This window comes from Pseudomonas sp. Eth.TT006, assembly GCF_054456575.1.
In genome coordinates this window covers 41,642-57,241 of the sequence record NZ_JBTJEN010000017.1, presented here as the reverse complement: position 1 = coordinate 57,241, position 15,600 = coordinate 41,642, and the positions used below count along the sequence as shown (strand labels likewise).

Genomic DNA, 15,600 nt, shown 5'->3' with positions numbered 1-15,600 from the left:
CTGCTCCGACAATCCACTGCCTGGATGCTGTCTGGAGAGCCCGTGATGACGACAAAATCAAAAAACGCGATCAACCTGAGTGACTCGGCCAAGGTCGACGAGCAATCGGTTCAGCCGTTCACCCGTTCGCAAAAAGTCTACGTTCAGGGCTCGCGCCCGGACATCCGCGTGCCGATGCGCGAAATCACCCTCGATGTGACGCCGACCGACTTCGGCGGCGAAATCAACGCGCCGGTGACCGTCTACGACACCTCGGGCCCGTACACCGACCCGAACGTGGTGATCGACGTGCGCAAAGGCCTGGGCGACGTGCGTTCGGCGTGGATCGACGACCGCGGCGACACCGAGCGCCTGCCAGGCCTGAGTTCCAACTTCGGCCAGGAACGTCTCGCCGACCCGGAACTGACCAAGCTGCGCTTCGCCCACGTCAACAACCCGCGCCGCGCCAAGGCCGGGGCCAACGTCAGCCAGATGCACTACGCGCGCAAAGGCATCATCACCGCCGAGATGGAATACGTCGCCATCCGCGAAAACATGAAACTGCAAGAGGCCCGCGCTGCCGGCCTGCTGAACCAGCAACACGCCGGCCACAGTTTCGGCGCGAGCATCCCGAAAGAAATCACCCCTGAGTTCGTCCGCGAAGAAATCGCCCGTGGTCGCGCGATCATTCCGGCCAACATCAACCACGTCGAACTGGAACCGATGATCATCGGCCGTAACTTCCTGGTGAAGATCAACGGCAACATCGGCAACAGCGCCCTGGGTTCGTCCATCGAAGAAGAAGTGGCGAAACTGACCTGGGGCATTCGCTGGGGTTCGGACACGGTGATGGACTTGTCCACCGGCAAACACATTCACGAAACCCGCGAGTGGATCATCCGCAACTCGCCAGTGCCGATCGGTACCGTGCCGATCTATCAGGCGCTGGAGAAGGTCAATGGCGTCGCCGAAGACCTGACCTGGGAGCTGTTCCGCGACACGCTGATCGAGCAGGCCGAGCAGGGCGTCGACTACTTCACCATCCACGCCGGCGTGTTGCTGCGCTACGTGCCGCTGACCGCCAAGCGCGTGACCGGCATCGTTTCCCGTGGCGGTTCGATCATGGCCAAGTGGTGCCTGGCGCATCACAAAGAGAACTTTCTCTACACCCACTTCGACGAAATCTGCGAAATCATGAAGGCCTACGACGTCAGCTTCTCGCTGGGCGATGGTCTGCGTCCGGGCTCGATTGCCGACGCCAACGATGAAGCGCAATTCGGCGAACTGGAAACCTTGGGCGAACTGACCAAGATCGCCTGGAAGCACGACGTGCAATGCATGATCGAAGGCCCGGGCCACGTGCCGATGCAGTTGATCAAGGAGAACATGGACAAGCAGCTGGAGTGCTGCGACGAGGCGCCGTTCTACACCCTCGGCCCGCTGACCACTGATATTGCGCCGGGCTACGACCACATCACTTCGGGTATCGGCGCGGCGATGATCGGCTGGTTCGGTTGCGCGATGCTCTGCTACGTGACGCCGAAGGAACACCTGGGCCTGCCGAACAAGGATGACGTGAAGACCGGGATCATCACCTACAAGATCGCCGCCCACGCTGCGGACTTGGCCAAAGGGCATCCGGGCGCGCAGATTCGCGACAACGCCCTGAGCAAGGCGCGTTTCGAATTCCGTTGGGAAGACCAGTTCAACCTTGGCCTCGATCCGGACACTGCGCGTTCCTATCACGATGAAACCCTGCCGAAGGATTCGGCCAAGGTCGCGCACTTCTGTTCGATGTGCGGGCCGAAATTCTGCTCGATGAAGATCACCCAGGAAGTCCGTGAATACGCGGCCAACCAGCGGATCGACACGGTCGACGTGGACGTCGCCCAAGGCCTGGCGGAACAGGCCGAGCGGTTCAAGAAGGAAGGCAGTCAGCTGTACAAGAAGGTTTGATATCTGGCTGATTTTTTGTGGTGAGGGGATTTATCCCCGATGGGCTGCGAAGCAGCCCCAATACCTGAGAGTGCGGTACATCTGAAATACCCATTACTCAAAATTGCGACTGCTGTGCAGTCGATCGGGGATAAATCCCCTCGCCACAAGAGGTCTGTGTGATCAACACAACAACAAACGTCCCTCTGAGATAACACCCTTGAGCATTCAACCCGGCACCTATTCCCCCGACCTCGCCGTACCCGCCGACAAGCGGGTATTCGGCGGTCGCGATCTGTTTTCCCTGTGGTTCTCCCTCGGTATCGGCCTGATGGTGCTGCAGACCGGTGCGTTGCTCGCGCCGGGGCTGGGCCTGTCGGGTTCGTTGCTGGCGATTTTCCTTGGCACGCTGGTCGGCGTGCTGTTGCTGGCGGCGGTCGGGGTGATCGGCAGCGACACCGGCCTGTCGTCGATGGCCGCGCTCAAACTCAGTCTCGGCCGTCAAGGTGCGAGCCTGCCGGCGCTGCTCAACCTGCTGCAATTGATCGGTTGGGGCTCGTTCGAAATCATCGTCATGCGCGATGCCGCCAGCCTGCTGGGCGGCCGCGCGTTCAGCGAAGGTTCGCTGTGGGCCAGCCCGATGCTCTGGACCTTGTGCTTCGGTGCGTTGGCAACGCTGCTTGCGGTCAGCGGGCCGCTGACGTTCGTGCGCAAGATCCTGCGCAAATGGGGCATCTGGCTGATCCTCGCCGCGTGCATCTGGCTGACCTGGAACCTGTTCGCCAAGGCCGATCTGGCGGCGCTCTGGGCGCGTAGCGGGGATGGTTCGATGCCGTTCGCCGTGGGTTTCGACATCGCCATCGCGATGCCGCTGTCGTGGCTGCCGCTGATTGCCGACTACTCGCGCTTCGGCAAGCGCGCGAAGAACGTGTTCGGTGGTACGGCGATCGGTTTCTTCATCGGCAATTTCTGGCTGATGAGCCTCGGCGTGGCCTACACCCTGGCGTTCGCGCCGAGCGGTGAGGTCAATGCTTTGCTGTTGGCTTTGGCCGGTGCCGGCCTGGGGATTCCGCTGCTGCTGATTCTGTTGGACGAATCGGAAAACGCCTTCGCCGACATTCATTCGGCAGCGGTATCGAGCGGGATTCTGTTGCGTTTGAAGGTCGAGCATCTGGCGCTGGCCATCGGTGTGCTCTGCACCCTGATCGCGCTGCTGGCGCCACTGGCGCAGTACCAGAACTTCCTGCTGCTGATCGGCTCGGTGTTCGCGCCGCTGTTCGGCGTGGTGCTGGTGGATCACTTCATCCTGCGCAAGCGCAGCGCTCAGGTGGCGTCAGCCGCATTGCGCTGGCCGGCGCTGTTGGCGTGGCTGGGCGGGATCAGCACCTACCACTTGCTGGCGAATCTGTATCCGGATGTCGGCGCGACCCTGCCGGCACTGATGCTGGCAGGGCTGTTGCAGCTGGTGCTCGGTCGAGCCTTCAGTTACGGCCCGGAAACAGCTCGGGTTTGACGATACCGTTCAGGCGCGGGTAAGGAATCTTCAGTTCGACGTGGCCCAGCGCGTATGGCGCGATGGTGCTCACGTCGTACTTGAGGATCACGCCGCCGTAGGTCAGCGCCACGTTCGGGGTTTTCACGAACGGCCAGTTCTTCACGAACTCGGCTTCCTGATCCAGTTTGGTGCTGATCAGCCAGCTGTTGTGCGCCACTTGCGCGGCTTTCCAGAACGCCTCTTCCTGACCCGGCAGCAACATGTCCGACAGGTTCAGCACTTTATGCTGCTGGCGTGAGTAGTTGATGAAGCCGCGGCCCGGGGTGCCATGTGCACCACCGGTGTCGAGGTAACTCGACAGCTCGATGATCACCAAGCCGTCATGCTGCTCGCGTACCTTGGCCTGCAGATAGCTGCTGTTGCGCGGGCCGGCGCTGCGCAGAAATTGATCACGATAGGCCGCCAGGGTTGGCGCCACCGGTGCGTTCGCCTCGGTGCGGGTCATTTGCAGCAGACGTTTTTCGATGATGCCGTCCAGCGCAGGCTCGGCCGCGAAGTGCACGGTGTCGATGTTGACCAGCGGGCAGTCCGGGTTGGAGCAGCCGGGTTTCAGGGTTTCCGAAGCGTCGCGGGTGGTCTCCAGCGGCGTGCGGTAATTGGGCTGGAACAGGTTGGCGCAGGCACCCAGGGTCAGGGCGATGGCGGCCACGGAGGCAATTTTGAAAAGCGACATGGGCGTCCTTTCTGAAACAGGGGAAGGCAAAAAGTTATCCGCTTCGACTCTCACCGAAGCAGTCAGTTCGCCACTAAGCTAATTAGAGTGGGTTTCGCCGCCACCGTCCATCCCGCTGACGGTAAAGGGGCTGCATCAATCGGCATCGGCGCGTTAGGATGGCGCGAAGTCGAGGTTGCCCGTCCCGCCAGGCACCGCGTAAACGGATTTGCAGTAAAGAGGATGTTCATGACTGATTTTGCCAATGCCATTCCGACCACCGTCGATGTCGTGAAGCGCGAGCGCTGCTACGAAGGCTTCTACAAGCTCGACCGTCTGCACCTGCGCCATGAACTGTTCGCCGGGGGCATGAGCCGCGAGATCAACCGCGAGGTCTTCGTGCGTCACGATGCGGTGTGCCTGCTGCCTTACGATCCGCAGCGCGACGAAGTGGTGCTGCTCGAGCAGTTTCGCGTCGGCGCCATGGGCAAGACCGACAACCCGTGGCTGGTGGAACTGGTCGCCGGTCTGATCGATAAGGCCGAAGTGCCGGAAGAGGTTGCTCACCGCGAGGCGCAGGAGGAAGCTGGGCTGGACATCAAGGCCCTGTGGCCGATGACCAAATATTTCCCTTCGCCGGGTGGCAGCAATGAATTCGTGCATTTGTTTCTGGGGCGGTGCAGCACCGAAGGCGTAGGCGGCCTGCATGGGCTGGAGGAAGAAGCCGAAGATATCCGCGTCACGGTCTGGGCTTTTGAAGATGCCTTGCAGGCCGTCCGTGACGGACGCATTGCCAACGCGGCGAGCATCATCGCCTTGCAGTGGCTGGCGCTCAACCGCGCCGAAGTGAGGGGGCTATGGTCGTAAACAAGCTGCGCGATCGGTATCGGGTTGACCTGGCAGGGCTGCAAGCCGCCTGCGAGGCCAACTACGCGCGCCTGATGCGACTGCTGCCGGACATGCGCAACGACCCCGAGGCGCGGCGCATCGCCGTGACCCAGGGCGAACAAATGCTCGGCGTGCTGGCCCTCGAAGTGCTGCAGACCTGTCCTTACACCACCACGTTACAAGTGCGTCAGGAACACAGCCTGCCATGGCTGCCGGTGCCGCAACTGGAAGTGCAGGTGTATCACGACGCGCGTATGGCCGAGGTGATCAGCGCCGAACACGCACGACGCTTTCGCGGCATCTATCCTTATCCGAACGCCGCGATGCATCAGCCGGATGAAAAGGCCCAGCTCAATCTGTTCCTGGGGGAATGGCTGAGCCATTGCCTGGCCCTGGGGCACGAGTACGAAGTCGTACGCTAGTTGTGAACTGCGTCCGGTTCGCCGGTTTCCTCTTTGCGTCATCCCCCAGCATAATTGCGCCACTCAACCGATTCCGTGCTTTTTGCCCTGGGAGAGCGCCTTGCCGAGCGTATCCACATTGACCACCGCTGATCCGGCGTTGCTGGTGCAGCTATCCGACAGTCATCTGTTCGCCGAGGCGGATGGCACGCTGCTGGGCATGAACACCCGTGCCAGCCTGCAACGGGTTATTGAGTGCGTGTTGGAACAGCAGCCGCAGATCGACCTGATTCTGGCCACGGGCGATATTTCCCAGGACGGCACACTGGAGTCGTATCAACAGTTTCGTCAGCTGAGCGCACAAATCGACGCGCCGGCGCGCTGGATTCCCGGTAATCACGACGAACCGCAGATCATGGCGCAGGCCGCGGTGCAGAGCGCGCTGCTGGAGCCGGTGGTCGATATCGGCAACTGGCGGGTGACCATGCTCGATTCGGCGGTGCCGGGATCGGTGCCAGGGTTTCTGCAGGACGATCAACTGCAACTGCTGGCCCGTTCGCTGAGCGAAGCGCCGGAGCGCCATCATCTGGTGTGTCTGCACCATCATCCGGTGTCGATCGATTGCCCGTGGATGGAGCCGATCGGTTTGCGCAATCCCGAAGCGTTCTTCGAGGTGCTGGACCGTTTTCCACAGGTCCGCGCGGTGCTGTGGGGGCATGTGCACCAGGAAATCGACCGCGAGCGCAACGGCGTACGACTGCTGGCCTCGCCGTCGACCTGCATTCAGTTCGAACCGCGCAGTCACGACTTCAAGGTCGGCGAACAGGCGCCGGGGTATCGCTGGTTGCGGCTGATGCCGGATGGGCGAATCGAGACGGGCGTCGAGCGCGTGACCGATTTCGAATTCACCATCGATTACGGCTCCAACGGTTACTGAGGCCCATCGGGCCTCTTCGCGAGCAAGCCCGCTCCCACAGGGGAACGCATTCCAAAGTGGGAGCGGGCTTGCTCGCGATGGCGTCCTTACAAACACCCACGACTTCCCTGACTCCCTGTAAACTCCGCTATCTTTCGCCGACACCCAGGGAGCTCAAATGTCCGGTTCGATCCTCTATATCCACGGTTTCAACAGCGCGCCGTCCTCGAAGAAGGCCTGTCAGCTGGTCGCCGTGATGGAGCAACTGGGGTTGAGCGAGCAACTGCGTGTCCCGGCGCTGCATCACCACCCGCGTCAAGCCATCGGTCAGCTGGAGCAGGCGATTGCCGAGCTGGGCCGGCCGTTACTGGTGGGAAGCTCGCTCGGCGGCTACTATGCGACTCACTTGGCCGAGCGCCACGGCTTGAAAGCCCTGCTGGTCAACCCGGCAGTCAGTCCGCACCGGATGTTCGACGGCTACCTGGGCACGCAGCAAAACCTGTATACCGAAGAAACCTGGGAACTGACCCACGACCACGTCACGGCGCTGGCCGAACTGGAAGTGCCGGCGCCGGTGGATGCGCAGCGCTATCAGGTGTGGTTGCAGACCGGCGATGAAACACTGGATTATCGCCTCGCCCAGCAGTATTACCGGGCCTGTGCCTTGCGCATTCAGGCCGGCGGCGACCACAGTTTTCAGGGTTTTGCCGGGCAACTGCCGGCGTTGCTGAGTTTTGCCGGCATTGGCGCCGATTTGTATCAGGCAATCGATTTCACTGCACTGTGATGTCTTGCCCCTTTTTTATTGAATCACTGACGACGAGACCCTATGGCCACTCCCAGCGCTAGCTCTTATAACGCCGACGCCATCGAAGTCCTCTCGGGCCTCGACCCGGTGCGCAAACGCCCCGGCATGTACACCGACACCAGTCGGCCGAACCACCTTGCCCAGGAAGTCATCGACAACAGTGTCGACGAAGCTCTGGCCGGCCACGCCAAATCGATCCAGGTCATCCTGCACGCCGACCACTCGCTGGAAGTCAGCGACGACGGGCGCGGCATGCCAGTCGACATTCACCCGGAAGAGGGAGTGTCGGGCGTCGAGCTGATCCTCACCAAGCTGCACGCGGGCGGCAAGTTTTCCAACAAGAACTACCAGTTCTCCGGCGGTCTGCACGGGGTGGGTATTTCCGTGGTCAACGCCTTGTCGACGCAAGTGCGTGTGCGGGTCAAGCGTGACGGCAATGAATATGAAATGACTTTCGCCGACGGCTTCAAGGCCACTGACCTTGCGGTGATCGGCACCGTCGGCAAACGCAATACCGGTACCAGCGTTTACTTCGCACCGGATCCGAAGTATTTCGATTCGCCGAAGTTTTCCATCAGCCGCCTCAAGCATGTGCTCAAGGCCAAGGCCGTATTGTGCCCGGGGCTGTTGATCAGCTTCGAAGACAAAGGCACCGGCGAGAAGGTCGAGTGGCATTACGAAGACGGTCTGCGTTCCTATCTGGTTGATGCGGTGAGCGAGTTCGAGCGTCTGCCGGATGCGCCGTTCTGCGGCAATCTGGCAGGCACCAAGGAGGCCGTCGAGTGGGCGTTGCTGTGGCTGCCCGAAGGCGGCACTTCGGTGACGGAAAGCTACGTCAACCTGATTCCCACGGAGCAGGGCGGCACCCACGTCAACGGCCTGCGTCAGGGCCTGCTCGATGCCATGCGTGAATTCTGCGAATTCCGCAGCCTGCTGCCGCGCGGCGTGAAGCTGGCGCCGGAAGATGTCTGGGAACGCATCGCTTTCGTCCTGTCGATGAAGATGCAGGAGCCGCAATTCTCTGGCCAGACCAAAGAGCGTCTGTCGTCCCGTGAAGCGGCGGCGTTCGTTTCCGGTGTGGTCAAGGATGCGTTCAGTCTGTGGCTCAATGCCAACCCGGAAACCGGTCTGGCCCTCGCCGAGCTGGCGATCAGCAACGCCGGTCGCCGCCTGAAAGCGAGCAAGAAGGTCGAGCGCAAGCGGATCACTCAAGGTCCGGCGCTGCCGGGCAAGCTGGCGGACTGCGCCGGACAGGATCCGATGCGCTCGGAACTGTTCCTGGTCGAAGGTAATTCCGCCGGTGGTTCCGCCAAGCAAGCGCGGGACAAAGAGTTTCAGGCGATCCTGCCGTTGCGCGGCAAAATCCTCAACACCTGGGAAGTCGACGGCAGCGAAGTGCTGGCCAGCCAGGAAGTGCACAACATTGCTGTGGCCATCGGTGTCGATCCGGGTGCCGAGGACATGAGCCAGCTGCGTTACGGCAAGATCTGCATCCTCGCCGACGCCGACTCCGACGGTCTGCACATCGCCACGTTGCTGTGCGCGTTGTTCGTCCAGCATTTCCGCCCGCTGGTGGATGCCGGTCACGTCTACGTCGCCATGCCGCCGCTGTACCGCATCGACCTTGGCAAAGAGATCTACTACGCCCTCGACGAAGCCGAGCGCGACGGGATTCTCGACCGTCTGGTGGCCGAGAAGAAACGCGGCAAGCCGCAGGTCACCCGATTCAAAGGTCTGGGTGAAATGAACCCGCCGCAGTTGCGTGAAACCACCATGGACCCGAACACCCGGCGTCTGGTGCAGTTGACCCTCGGTGAAGACTTCGCCCAGACCTCGGAAATGATGGACATGCTGCTGGCGAAGAAACGCGCCGGCGACCGCAAGAGTTGGCTCGAATCCAAGGGCAACCTTGCCGAGGTGCTGGCCTGATGCGCTTTGCCGTCGCCCTGGCGTGCGCGTTATTGCTGGGTTCGACGACGACGGTGGCGGCCGAGGCGGTCCCCGAGTTGAAGCTGCTGGCCGAGCATCCGGTGGACGGCATGCGCGGCGGCAACCTCTCCGGGCTGGCGCTGTGCGGCAAAGATCTGTGGACCGTGTCCGATCGGGACGACGACCAGATCTATCGCCTCAACACGGCTGATCCGGTGTGGCAGGCCGAAACCGTGCACCTCGACGTGCCGAAAGTGCCCGACAGCGGCTTGCCGTGGGGCCTGAGCTCGCGGACCTGGGCGGCGTCGTTCATCCGTGGCGGTGACCTCGATTTCGAAGGCATCACCTGCGACAGCGCCGGTAACCGCTACATCGTCAGCGAGGCGCATGCGGCGGTGCTGCAGGTCTCGCCGCAAGGCACGGCGGCGTGGCTGAAAATCTCGCCGATGCTGGTGCGTGAGGCCCGGGCCAGTGGCATGTTGCTTCACTTCAACGCCTTGTTCGAAGGTCTGGCGATCAACCCGGCCGGCGATGAAATCTGGCTGGCTGCCGAGCGTGAGCGCCGTGGCCTGCTGAAGATCAAGCGCCAGCAGACGGTCTGGGATTGCGACGGCGGCTGTGTGCTGCTCAGCGAAGCCGGGGTCGAGATGCAACCGCCGCAGTTTCCCAAGGCCCGCGCGGTCACTCGGGACTTCGCCGACCTGTCACTGTTCAACGGCAAACTGTTCACCCTCGAGCGCAATGCGTTCCGCATCTGTCGGCGTGATGCGCTGACGGCCAAAGTCGAGCGCTGCTGGTCGTTCGCAGATGAAGCTTTGCAGCCGCAACGGCGTTATTCACAGGCCTACGGTCTGGCGGAGGCGCTGGTGGTGGACGCCGAAGGCGCGTGGATCGGTCTGGACAACAACGACGGCGCGCGTGCCGATGGCGAAAAACGCCCGATCGTCTGGCGCTTTGCCGCGCCGGACGGTGGCTGGAGCGCCAAGCCGTGAGTCAGCAACCGCCGGGCAAGCGTGCCGGTCGGGTGTTGATGATTCTGGCCTGGTGCGCCGGGTTGTTTCTGGCGACGCGTTTTTTCGGCCAATGGGAAGAACGCCAGCAGAATCCAAATGTAGTGGTCACATCCGAGCAGCGTAACGGGGTGATCGAAGTCAAGCTGGCCGGCAACGCCCAAGGGCATTTTGTCGCCAGCGGCCAGATCAACGGTGAGCCGGTGGAGTTCATGCTCGACACCGGTGCCACCGATGTGGCGATCCCGGCGGATCTGGCCAGACGCTTGAAACTGGAAGAAGGCTTCGGCGTGACCCTGAGCACGGCCAACGGCCTCAGTCAGGGCTACCGGACCAAAATCGCCCGCCTGCAACTGGGCGACATCGTGCTGCGGGACGTCCGTGCACTGGTGGCGCCGGGACTGCATGGCGATCAGGTGCTGCTCGGCATGAGCGCCCTGAACAAACTTGAATTTACCCAGCGCGGTGGCACCATGCTGCTGCGCCAGACAACGAACCGATGAGGCCCGCATGAGCGACTCCCTTGATCTCAGCCTGGACGGTGTAGAACGCCGCTCGCTGGCTGACTTCACCGAAAATGCCTACCTCAACTACTCCATGTACGTGATCATGGACCGTGCTCTGCCGCATATCGGCGACGGCCTGAAACCGGTACAGCGGCGTATCGTCTACGCCATGAGCGAGCTGGGGCTGGACGCCGATTCCAAGCACAAGAAATCGGCGCGTACCGTCGGCGACGTGCTCGGCAAGTTCCACCCGCACGGCGACTCGGCGTGCTACGAAGCGATGGTGCTGATGGCCCAGCCGTTCAGCTATCGCTACACGCTGGTCGATGGCCAAGGCAACTGGGGTGCGCCGGACGATCCGAAGTCCTTCGCCGCCATGCGTTACACCGAAGCACGTCTGTCGCGCTATTCCGAAGTGCTGCTCAGCGAGCTGGGGCAGGGCACCGCGGACTGGGGTCCGAACTTCGACGGCACCCTGCAGGAACCGCTGGTATTGCCGGCACGTTTGCCGAACATCCTGCTCAACGGCACCACCGGCATCGCCGTGGGCATGGCCACCGACGTGCCGCCGCACAACCTGCGCGAAGTCGCCACCGCTTGCGTGCGTCTGCTCGATGAGCCCAAAGCCACGGTCGAGCAGCTCTGCGAACACATTCAGGGCCCGGACTACCCGACCGAAGCGGAAATCATCACGCCGCGCGCCGACCTGCTGAAAATGTACGAAACCGGCAAGGGCTCGGTGCGCATGCGCGCCGTGTACCACGTCGAGGATGGCGACATTATCGTCACCGCGCTGCCGCATCAGGTCTCCGGGGCCAAGGTGCTGGAGCAGATCGCCGCGCTGATGCAGGCCAAACCGTCGAAAGCGCCGCAGATCGCCGACCTGCGTGACGAATCCGACCACGAAAACCCGTGCCGCATCGTGATCATTCCGGTCAACAGCCGCGTCGATCACGAAGCGCTGATGCAGCACCTGTTCGCCAGCACCGAGCTGGAGTCGACCTACCGGGTCAACGTCAACATCATCGGTCTGGACGGCAAGCCGCAGCTGAAAAACCTGCGTGCGTTGCTGGTCGAATGGCTGGAGTTCCGCGTGCTGACCGTGCGTCGCCGCCTGCAATTCCGCCTCGACAAGGTCGAGCGTCGCTTGCACCTGTTGGACGGTTTGTTGATCGCCTACCTCAACCTCGATGAAGTGATCCACATCATCCGTACCGAGGAGCACCCGAAGGCCAAGCTGATCGAGCGTTTTGCCCTCAGCGAGATTCAGGCCGACTACATTCTCGACACCCGACTGCGGCAATTGGCGCGTCTGGAAGAGATGAAGCTGCGCGACGAGCAGGACGAACTGCTCAAGGAACAAGCCAAACTCCAGGCCTTGCTGGGCAGCGAAGCCAAGCTGAAGAAGCTGGTGCGCAGCGAACTGCTCAAAGACGCGGAAACCTACGGCGATGATCGCCGCTCGCCAATCGTCGAGCGTGCTGAAGCCAAAGCGCTGACCGAGCACGATCTGCTGCCGAACGAGAAAGTGACTGTCGTACTGTCGGAAAAAGGCTGGATCCGTTCGGCCAAGGGCCACGATATCGACGCCACCGGCCTGTCGTACAAGGCCGGTGACGGCTTCAAGACTTCGGCGGCGGGGCGTTCCAACCAGTTTGCGGTGTTTATCGACTCCACCGGTCGCAGCTATTCGGTAGCCGCGCACACCCTGCCGTCGGCCCGCGGCCAGGGTGAGCCGCTGACCGGCCGTCTGACGCCACCGCCGGGTGCGACTTTCGAATGCGTGTTGATGCCGGACGACGATGCGCTCTACGTGATCGCCTCCGATGCCGGTTACGGCTTCGTGGTCAAAGGTGAAGATCTGCAAGCCAAGAACAAGGCCGGCAAGGCCCTGTTGAGCCTGCCGAACAATGCCAAAGTCATCGCGCCGCGCCCGGTGGCCGATCGCGAGCAGAACTGGCTGGCTTCGGTCACGACCGAAGGTCGCCTGCTGATCTTCAAGATCAGCGATCTGCCACAATTGGGTAAGGGCAAGGGCAACAAGATCATCGGTATCTCCGGTGAACGCGTGGCCAGTCGCGAAGAATATGTCACGGACATCGCCGTACTTCCGGAAGGCGCCACCCTGGTGTTGCAGGCCGGAAAACGCACCTTGTCGCTGAAAGCCGACGACCTCGAACACTACAAAGGTGAGCGTGGCCGTCGTGGCAACAAGCTGCCAAGAGGCTTCCAGAGGGTGGATGCGCTGCTCGTCGAAAACCTCAACTAGGCCAGAACGCCCTCTCTAGACGTGTCGATCTACGATTTAACGCGTAGATCGATGCTTTGGCGCTGGAGTCGCGACGCATATTCACGGATGATATGGCCTCTCCAAGCGCCGGCGTGGCCGAGCGTTCTTTATATTTATTGAGTATTTTCACTGTGGGCAGCCTTGTGGCGACCACCTGGACGGGATGATGACTTCTCTGCGCCCCCTTATTTTCCTGCTCGCCGGCGTTTTGGGCCTGGCGGGTTGCAGCGTACACCAGCCGGTGTCGCTGTATCAGCTGGACAGCGGAAGTCCGGCTCAGCCTGCGCAAAGCACAGGCATGGCGGTTTTGTTGGGCCCGGTAGTCATTGCTGATTACCTGCAACGTGAAACCCTGCTGCAACGTCAGCCGGACGGCAGCCTGCAAGCATCGACCGACGGTCGTTGGGCAGGCAGCCTTTCGTCGGATATCGATCAATTGCTGATGCGTCAGGTGGCCGGTCATCTCGACAGCCAGCGCGTGGTGCTGGCACCCGCCACGCTGGGGTTTACCCCGGATGTGCAGGTATTGATGACCATCACGCGTCTGGATTCGGGTGAAAAGCAACCGGCGATTCTCGATGCGCAATGGCGCTTGATCGATCGCCGTGGCAAGGTCCGCGATAACCGCATCGTCCATCTGCAGGAGCTGCACGCCGGCACCACGGCGTCGCAGGTCCAGGCGCAAGGCATTCTGCTGCAGCGCCTCGCCGAGCAGTTGTCGGCGGCGCTGAAACCGTTGGCCAACCAGCCTCCGGTGGCCGAAGCACCGCGTAAGGCGACACCAAAACCGGCAGCGCCGGCGGCGGATGCCGAGAAGCAGCCGAAGATACCGATGGCCTCGCCAATTCGCACCGACATGGAAGTGTTCCGCTTCTAAGCCCGGATCGCCTCAGAACAGAGCCCGCCTAGTGCGGGCTTTGTTGTTTCTGGGGCTGAGGTTCTGTGGGGGCAGGGTTGACGCCATCGCGGGCAAGCCCGTTCCTACAGGGTGTTCGGGCGCTGCCGATCCACTGTGGGAGCGAGCTTGCTCGCGAAGAGGCCCGTACAGACGCCAAAAGATCGCAGCCTGCGGCAGCTCCTACCGGGGAACGCATTCCAAAATGCAGGAGCTGCCGCAGGCTGCGATCTTTTCAAGGGCAACAAAAAGCCCGCAGACAATCACTCGTCTGCGGGCTTTTGCGTTTCAGGCCAAGGCTTACACCCGGCGCTCGTGCATCCGCGCCAGTTGCCGCTCGAGCAGCGACGGATACGGCTCCATCAAGCGCTCGACACAGCAAGCCCCTTCCGGGCTGGCGATCGGGCGGATGCGCGCGCGTTGGCGAATCAGCGCATCGTCACCGACCTTGCGCTCGACCAGCAGCAGGTTGCGGCTGTGTTGCGACAGGGCCAGGGCGTCCTGGGCCGAGTCGGTCAGCAACAGGTCGATCTGGCTCAGGCCGAACAGTTCATCGCCCAGCGTCAGACCCAACTGCAGTTGCAGGGTGATGCCACTGTCGGCGACTTCGATCTGCAACTGATGGCCGAGCGCGCGCAGCAACTCACCGCAGCAGATCGCATTGGTCAGGTAATCGTCGCCGCTGTCTTCGGTGTGGAACAGCATCAGCGTGCTGCCGTCGTTCAGGGTTTCGATTTCGCCCTGATACAGCGAAGCGGCCTGATCGAGGCAGTCGCGGTAGCGCTCCTGCAACTCTTCCAGACGCGCACGTGGCAGGCGCCGCAGTTGTTCCTGCGAACCCAGTTGCACCGCCAGCACCGCGCTGTGCTGCGGCACGCTTGGTGTCGGCCGGCGAACAGCTGGCACGGCGGCGTCGGTCAGTGCTTCGTCGCGCAGATCGGCGAACGCGTCGTCGTCATCATCGTCCTCAACGGTGCTGACCACGTGGCGTGGCGCCGGTTTCTGCGCTGCCATCGGCCGGGTTTCGTCAAAGCTCGGGTCACGCAGGTTGCGCACCTCGAACTCCGGTTCGTCGTCTTCCTCGAACTCGGGTTCCGGCTCGGGCTCGGGTTTTGGCGCAGGCTCCGGCGCGAAGTTGGCATGCAACTGGCGCGCGAGATCGCCGATTTCGTCCTGGCGGTCGGTGCCCGGGGTGTATTCGTCGATGTTGCGCAGCCAAACGCGCAATTGCAGCAGCGGCGTCGACAGATAGCGGCCCATGCGCAGGCTCAAGGCCAGCGACAGCGCCAGCAGGATCGCACTGAGAATGCCCATGCTCTGCAGGCTGATGGTCATCGGCTGCTGGAACTGATCCATGTCCAGGCTGATGCGCAGTTGCCCGGCCGTCACGTCCTGGAAAGTGATCTTGCTCTCGTACATGCCCTCGGCTTCGCCCAGCAGGCTGTGCTTGGGGCGCTGACCGGATTCGGCGAGGATGCGGTTGTCCACGCTATAGATCGCCGCGTGGGCCACCAGCTTGTTCTTGGTCAGGTTGTTGAGCAGCACGTTGAGGCTGAGGATGTCGTTGGACACCAGCAGTTCAGTGGCGGAGGTGGCGGTCTGCGTGGTCAGGCTTTCGCCCAGCGCATCGGCCTGCTCGTGCATGGCCTGCTTGAACTGCAAGCCCATCACTCCGGCATAGATCACCAGGGCCAGAGCGACCAGGATCACGTTATGGCTGGCAATGCGCAATGCAATCGGTACACGGCGGTGGCGCAGTGCACGGAAGATCAGCAGGAAGAAGTTATCGGTTTTAACTGGCGTGGGCCGGTTCACTGAGCTCGGCTCTTTTGTCCG

13 protein-coding genes are annotated in these 15,600 nt (G+C 62.1%); 11 read left to right on the top strand and 2 right to left on the bottom strand.

Annotation, left to right across the window (positions count from 1 at the left end; genetic code table 11):
- Positions 1 to 45 precede the first annotated feature (45 nt).
- Both thiC and cytX read left to right on the top strand, forming a co-directional pair.
- Complete coding sequence (gene thiC, locus ACXR0M_RS23330) at positions 46 to 1,935, top strand: phosphomethylpyrimidine synthase ThiC (protein ID WP_458834018.1); 1,890 nt, start codon at positions 46 to 48, stop codon at positions 1,933 to 1,935.
- A gap of 199 nt (positions 1,936 to 2,134) precedes the next feature.
- Complete coding sequence (gene cytX, locus ACXR0M_RS23325; RefSeq protein WP_458834017.1) at positions 2,135 to 3,427, top strand: putative hydroxymethylpyrimidine transporter CytX; 1,293 nt, start codon at positions 2,135 to 2,137, stop codon at positions 3,425 to 3,427.
- Here cytX and ACXR0M_RS23320 read toward each other — a convergent pair.
- Positions 3,396 to 4,142 (bottom strand): RsiV family protein, encoded by a 747-nt coding sequence (locus ACXR0M_RS23320; protein ID WP_458834016.1) that lies wholly within the window; start codon positions 4,140 to 4,142, stop codon positions 3,396 to 3,398. The two genes, cytX and ACXR0M_RS23320, sit on opposite strands and share 32 nt — an antisense overlap.
- Positions 4,143 to 4,370: 228 nt before the next feature.
- On the opposite strand from ACXR0M_RS23320, the gene ACXR0M_RS23315 reads away from it, so the two are divergent.
- The 9 genes from ACXR0M_RS23315 to ACXR0M_RS23275 all read left to right on the top strand — a co-directional run bounded on the left by ACXR0M_RS23315 (position 4,371) and on the right by ACXR0M_RS23275 (position 13,746).
- Positions 4,371 to 4,988: an NUDIX domain-containing protein gene (locus ACXR0M_RS23315; protein ID WP_458834015.1), complete on the top strand. Its 618-nt coding sequence runs from the start codon at positions 4,371 to 4,373 to the stop codon at positions 4,986 to 4,988.
- Positions 4,979 to 5,431 (top strand): DUF1249 domain-containing protein, encoded by a 453-nt coding sequence (locus ACXR0M_RS23310; protein WP_458834014.1) that lies wholly within the window; start codon positions 4,979 to 4,981, stop codon positions 5,429 to 5,431. Before ACXR0M_RS23315 ends, ACXR0M_RS23310 begins: the two co-directional genes overlap by 10 nt.
- A 100-nt stretch (positions 5,432 to 5,531) precedes the next feature.
- On the top strand, positions 5,532 to 6,347 hold the full coding sequence (gene cpdA / locus ACXR0M_RS23305) for a 3',5'-cyclic-AMP phosphodiesterase (protein WP_458834013.1): 816 nt from the start codon (positions 5,532 to 5,534) through the stop codon (positions 6,345 to 6,347).
- A 157-nt stretch (positions 6,348 to 6,504) separates the two neighbouring features.
- On the top strand, positions 6,505 to 7,113 hold the full coding sequence (locus tag ACXR0M_RS23300) for a YqiA/YcfP family alpha/beta fold hydrolase (RefSeq protein WP_458834012.1): 609 nt from the start codon (positions 6,505 to 6,507) through the stop codon (positions 7,111 to 7,113).
- A 42-nt stretch (positions 7,114 to 7,155) separates the two neighbouring features.
- Positions 7,156 to 9,063 carry a DNA topoisomerase IV subunit B gene (parE, locus tag ACXR0M_RS23295; protein WP_458834011.1) on the top strand — a complete coding sequence of 636 codons (1,908 nt, stop codon included), beginning with the start codon at positions 7,156 to 7,158 and terminating at the stop codon, positions 9,061 to 9,063.
- Positions 9,063 to 10,055, top strand: a complete 993-nt coding sequence (locus ACXR0M_RS23290; RefSeq protein WP_458834010.1) for an esterase-like activity of phytase family protein — start codon at positions 9,063 to 9,065, stop codon at positions 10,053 to 10,055. Before parE ends, ACXR0M_RS23290 begins: the two co-directional genes overlap by 1 nt.
- Positions 10,052 to 10,576, top strand: a complete 525-nt coding sequence (locus tag ACXR0M_RS23285) for a retropepsin-like aspartic protease family protein (protein WP_458834009.1) — start codon at positions 10,052 to 10,054, stop codon at positions 10,574 to 10,576. Before ACXR0M_RS23290 ends, ACXR0M_RS23285 begins: the two co-directional genes overlap by 4 nt.
- Positions 10,577 to 10,583: 7 nt before the next feature.
- Positions 10,584 to 12,848, top strand: a complete 2,265-nt coding sequence (parC, locus tag ACXR0M_RS23280; RefSeq protein WP_458834008.1) for a DNA topoisomerase IV subunit A — start codon at positions 10,584 to 10,586, stop codon at positions 12,846 to 12,848.
- A gap of 187 nt (positions 12,849 to 13,035) precedes the next feature.
- A complete protein-coding gene (locus ACXR0M_RS23275; RefSeq protein WP_458834007.1) occupies positions 13,036 to 13,746 on the top strand; it encodes a PqiC family protein in 711 nt (236 codons plus the stop codon).
- Between the two features lie 318 nt (positions 13,747 to 14,064).
- Here the strand turns inward: ACXR0M_RS23275 and ACXR0M_RS23270 are convergent, their stop codons facing one another.
- A complete protein-coding gene (locus ACXR0M_RS23270; RefSeq protein WP_458834006.1) occupies positions 14,065 to 15,579 on the bottom strand; it encodes an AhpA/YtjB family protein in 1,515 nt (504 codons plus the stop codon).
- Positions 15,580 to 15,600: the final 21 nt, after the last annotated feature.

Bases quoted from the DNA above. Each gene is read 5' to 3' on its own strand.
- ACXR0M_RS23300 (WP_458834012.1), top strand. From the start codon at position 6,505: ATGTCCGGTTCGATCCTCTATATCCACGGTTTCAACAGCGCGCCGTCC.
- ACXR0M_RS23310 (WP_458834014.1), top strand. From the start codon at position 4,979: ATGGTCGTAAACAAGCTGCGCGATCGGTATCGGGTTGACCTGGCAGGG.
- ACXR0M_RS23290 (WP_458834010.1), top strand. From the start codon at position 9,063: ATGCGCTTTGCCGTCGCCCTGGCGTGCGCGTTATTGCTGGGTTCGACG.
- ACXR0M_RS23275 (WP_458834007.1), top strand. From the start codon at position 13,036: ATGACTTCTCTGCGCCCCCTTATTTTCCTGCTCGCCGGCGTTTTGGGC.
- ACXR0M_RS23315 (WP_458834015.1), top strand. From the start codon at position 4,371: ATGACTGATTTTGCCAATGCCATTCCGACCACCGTCGATGTCGTGAAG.
- parC (WP_458834008.1), top strand. From the start codon at position 10,584: ATGAGCGACTCCCTTGATCTCAGCCTGGACGGTGTAGAACGCCGCTCG.
- parE (WP_458834011.1), top strand. From the start codon at position 7,156: ATGGCCACTCCCAGCGCTAGCTCTTATAACGCCGACGCCATCGAAGTC.
- thiC (WP_458834018.1), top strand. From the start codon at position 46: ATGACGACAAAATCAAAAAACGCGATCAACCTGAGTGACTCGGCCAAG.
- ACXR0M_RS23320 (WP_458834016.1), bottom strand. From the start codon at position 4,142: ATGTCGCTTTTCAAAATTGCCTCCGTGGCCGCCATCGCCCTGACCCTG.